We start from the raw sequence: 4,649 nt of genomic DNA on the forward strand, positions 1-4,649 counted from the left end.
GCATTTGCCGGCGCGCCGGCGGTGAACGGCGCCAAATGAGAGCCGCCGCAAGACCCGCTGCTGCGGGCATCGACGGGCGCCGTTGCGCCGACCCGCGTTGGCACCGGCGCTGGAACCACCGCATGCGCCATTCGCTGGGGCTGCGTCTGATCGTGTTGTTCCTGGCGTTGGCGCTGGCCATCAGCTGCACCTTCATGTTCGGCATGCAACGCGCGTTCAGCACCGGCTGGCGCGATGTGCTGAAGCCACTGGTGGCCGACTACGTTGACCGGCTCGCCGCTGACCTGGGCAGCCCGCCCGACATCGAGCGCGCCAGGGCGCTGACCCAACGTCTGCCGGTAACGGTCGAGATCGACGGCCCGCAGGTCCACTGGCGCTCGGCCCCGCCGCGGCCGGGCTCGATGCTGCAGGAGCATCCGCACGAGTTGCTGATCCGCACCACGGCCGATGGCCACCGCATCCGCTTCGGCCTCGACGCGCAGGAGTGGATGCAGCGGCCCCGCATGATCGGCTGGATGACGCTGACGGTGCTGCTGATGCTGACGGCGGTGGCCTGGAAGCTCGCGCACCATCTGTTCGGGCCTTTGAAGGAGATCGGCGCCGGCGTCGAGCGATTCGGCCGCGGCGACTTCAGCCAGCCGATCAAGCTGCACCGGCACGACGAGCTGGGCGAACTGGCCGAGCAGGTCAACACGATGGCATCCGACCTCTCGGGCATGCTGGACGCCAAGCGCGCGCTGCTGCTGGCGATCAGCCATGAACTGCGTTCCCCGCTGACCCGCGCCCGCCTGAACGCCGAGCTAGTGCCCGAGGGCCCCGAGCGCGACGCGCTGCTGCGTGACCTGGGCGAGATGCGCGACCTGATCACCAGCCTGCTCGAAACCGAGCGCCTGTCGCAGCCGCATGTGGCGCTGCAGCGCGAGCCCACCGACCTGGCCGCGCTGATCGCCAACCTGCAAGCAGGCCCGTTCATCGGCAAGCCGCTGGTGGTCGACGTTCCGCCAGACTTGCCGAGCGCCGAGGTCGACCGCACGCGCCTGACGCTGCTGCTGCGCAACCTGATCGACAACGCCATGCGCCACGCGGCCGATGCGCCGAAACCACCCGAGCTGAACGCCGCGCTGGTCGATGGCCAATTGACCGTGACGCTGCGCGACCATGGCCCCGGCGCGCCGCCCGAGGTGCTGGCCCGTCTGGCCGAGCCGTTCTACCGCGCCGATGCGGCGCGACAGCGCGCCACCGGTGGCGTCGGGCTGGGCCTGTACCTGTGCCGGCTGATCGCACAGGCGCATGGTGGCAGCCTGCGTTTCGAAGCCGCCGAGCCCGGGCTGCGCGTGGTGCTCAACCTGCCTTGGTCTGGAACAGCGCGTCCATCGCCTGGTTGAAGATGCCGAAGTCCAGCGGCTTGGTCCAGTAATCCGCAAAGCCGCTTTGCAGCGCGTGGCGGATGTCCTCGGGCATCGCGTTGGCCGACAGCGCGATGCAGGGGATGCGCAAGGTGCGCGGGTCCTTGCGCAGCTGGGCCATCACCTCCAGCCCGTGCAGATCCGGTAGCTGCATGTCCAGCAGGATCAGCGAGGGCGTGATCTCGGCCGCCTTGCGCAGGCCGCTGCCGCCGTCCGGAGCGCTGTGGAAGACCAGGCCGGGCCGGCGCTCGGCCAGCTCCTGCACGATCATCACGTTGACCGGGTTGTCTTCGATGTAGAGCAGCACTGGCGCGGCGCTAGGTGCCGGGGCAGCCAGGGGCGGGTCAGCCGCAGCGACGGCGGCCTGTGGAGGCGGCGCCATCGGTGGGGCAGGCGGTGTGGCCTGCACCGGCGGCGGCGGTGGCGCGTTCAACGGCGGTTCCAGCACGACGAAGCTGCGCGACTCGGGGGCCTCGCTGTCGGCCCGGCCCAGCCACAGCTCGAATTCGCTGCCCTGGCCGGGCGTGCTGCGCGCGGTCACCTCGCCGCCCATGCGTTCCATCAGCGTCTTCACCACCGCCAGGCCGATGCCCACGCCGGGCACACCGGGTTGGCGCTCGGCGGCGCGGTGGAAGGGCTCGAAGACCCGCTCCAGCGCCTCGGCGGACATGCCGTGGCCACCATCGCGCACGGTGATGCAGACGCGGCCATTCGGCACGGCGCGCGCGCTCAGGTCGACCCAGCCGCCCGGGCGGTTGTACTTGACCGCGTTGGTCAGCAGGTTCAGCAGCACCTGTTTCAGCCACAGCGCGTCGGCTTGTGCGGCCAGGCCGGGGGTGCAAGGGTCGCGCCTGAGCACCACGCCGTGCTCTTCTGCCATGCCTTCGATCAGCGGCAGGCTGTCGGCGAACAGGTCGTCCAGCGGCACCTTACCCAACGGGTGCGCGTCCGCCTCCTCGCTGCCGGGGCGGGCCAGCTCCAGCACGTCGTTGATCAGCGCCAGCAGATGCCGGCCGGCGGACTGGATGTGCTCCAGCCGCGCCTGGCGGGCCACCGCGCCCTGGGCCTCGCCGTCGGCCAGCATCAGCTCGGTGAAGCCGATGATCGCGTTCAGCGGGGTGCGCAGCTCGTGGCTCATGCGCGCCAGCAGCTCTGACTTGGCTTCGCTCTCGCGCTCGGCCACCGCCTTGGCCTGGCGCTGAGCCTCAGCCTCGCGGCTGGCGGTGATGTCCCAGTTGACGCCGATGCGGCGGATGATCTGGCCCTGGTCGTCGAACACCGGCACCGAGCGCGAGGCCAGCCAGCGCGCCTTTCCATCGGGCAGCATCACGCGGAACTCGTACTGCGTCGGCCCACGCCCGCCCATCGCACGCTGGATCTGCTGGCTCACGTAGTCGCGGTCTTCCGGGTGCAGCAGCAGCGTCATCTGGGCGATGGTCGGTGCTTGCGGCTGAGGCGCCAGACCGCGCAGCAGGAACATCTGCTCGTCCCAGCGGCTGGTGCCCTCGGGCAGGTCCCATTCCCAGGTGCCGATGCCGGCGGTGCGGGCGATCAGCGCGATGCGCTGGTTGGCGTCGCGCAGGCGTTGCTCGGCCAGCATGCGGGCCGTCACGTCGATCGCCATGCCGACAAAGGCCACCAGCTGGCCCTGGTCGTTGCGGATGGCCATGCGCCGCGTCAGCACCTGGCGCCACTGGCCGTCTTCGTGCCTGAAGCGGGCCAGCGCCTCGATCTGCCTGCCTTGCTCGCGCGCCTGGTGGGCGGCATCGACCATCGCCTGCCGGTCGTCCGGGTGGATGGCCAGCAGCATGTCGTCCACCGGCCAACCCTCGGGCCGCGACGGCAGGCCCAGCAGCCGAAAGCCCGCTGCGTTCGCATGCACCCGCTGGGTGGCAATGTCCAGCCGCCAGATGCTGACGTTGGACATGTCCAACGCCATGTGCAGCTGGTCGAGGTCGAAGCTGGGATCCTGGGGCGGGGCGGTCATCGGTCGGGAGCGCCGCCGTCGGCGCCTCGGGCGAGTTTAGGCCCTGAGCCGGCCGCGCCGGCCCTGTGACTTGCCCCCAGAATGAGCCCATGAAATCCGTCAGCCTGTGTTCGCCGGTGCAAGGGGTGGTGATCGCGGTCGAAGCCGCGGTCGGGGACGCGGTGGCCGCTGGCCGGCCGGTCGTCGTGATCGAGTCGATGAAGATGGAGGTGCCGGTCGAAGCGCCGTTTGCCGGCTGCGTGCGCGCGCTGCACATCGCCGTGGGAGACACGGTGAGCGAGGGCGAGGCCCTGGCGCGCTTCGAGGAAAGCGCCGACGCGTCTCCGGCTGCCACGCCGTCCGCACCGCCTGCCGCCGCACCACACCCGGAGCTGCAGACCCTGCAGCGCCGCCGCCACCAGTTGACCGACGCCGCCCGACCCGAGGCCGCCGCGCGCCGCCACGCCGCTGGCGGCCGCACGGTGCGCGAGAACATCGCCGACCTGCTCGATGCCGGCAGCTTCAACGAATACGGCGCGTTGGCGGTCGCTGCCCAGCGCAGCCGCCGCCCGCTCGACGAGCTGATCGCCCAGACGCCGGCCGATGGCCTGGTCACCGGCATTGGCACCGTCAACGCGGCCGAGTTCGGCGCCGAGCGGGCGCGCTGCGCGGTGATGGCTTACGACTACACGGTGCTGGCCGGCAMGCAGGGTGTCTTCAACCACCATAAGAGCGACCGCCTGCTGGAACTGGCCGGGCGGCTGAAGCTGCCGGTGGTGCTGTTCGCCGAAGGCGGCGGCGGCCGGCCGGGCGATGTGGACTGGCCGATCGTCGCCGGGCTGGACTGCACCACCTTCGCCCGCTGGGCTGCTCTGGCCGGCCAAGTGCCGCGCGTCGGCATCGTCGCTGGCCGCTGCTTTGCCGGCAATGCGGCGCTGCTGGGTTGCTCAGACGTCATCATCGCCACCGACTCGGCCAGCATCGGCATGGGCGGCCCGGCCATGATCGAAGGCGGTGGCCTGGGCAAGGTGGCGCCTGAAGATGTGGGACCGGTGTCGGTGCTTGGGCCCAACGGCGTGATCGATATTCGCGTGGTCGACGAGGCCGCCGCCGTGGCCGCGGCCAAGCGCTACCTCGGCTACTTCCAGGGCCCGCTGCCGCCGGGTGAAGCGGCTGACCAGACCCCGCTGCGCCACGCCTTGCCCGAGAACCGTAACGCGCTGTACGACCCGCGGGCCATCATCCGCACGCTGGCCGACGTGGGCTCGGTGATGGAG

The 4,649-nt window shown here is 71.0% G+C and carries 3 protein-coding genes; 2 read left to right on the forward strand and 1 reads right to left on the reverse strand.

What is annotated here, in order from left to right:
* Positions 1–122 precede the first annotated feature (122 nt).
* Positions 123–1,385 carry a HAMP domain-containing sensor histidine kinase gene (locus AC1DYI_RS27105; protein WP_477207226.1) on the forward strand — a complete coding sequence of 421 codons (1,263 nt, stop codon included), beginning with the start codon at positions 123–125 and terminating at the stop codon, positions 1,383–1,385.
* Here AC1DYI_RS27105 and AC1DYI_RS27110 read toward each other — a convergent pair.
* Positions 1,342–3,393, reverse strand: coding sequence for a hybrid sensor histidine kinase/response regulator (locus tag AC1DYI_RS27110; protein WP_477207227.1), 2,052 nt, complete (start codon positions 3,391–3,393; stop codon positions 1,342–1,344). The two genes, AC1DYI_RS27105 and AC1DYI_RS27110, sit on opposite strands and share 44 nt — an antisense overlap.
* Positions 3,394–3,482: 89 nt before the next feature.
* Here AC1DYI_RS27110 and AC1DYI_RS27115 point away from each other — a divergent pair.
* Positions 3,483–4,649 (forward strand): carboxyl transferase domain-containing protein (locus tag AC1DYI_RS27115; protein WP_477207228.1); only part of this gene is annotated, 1,167 nt, incomplete at its 3' end.

The organism is Ideonella sp. P3_A4 (assembly GCF_056403075.1).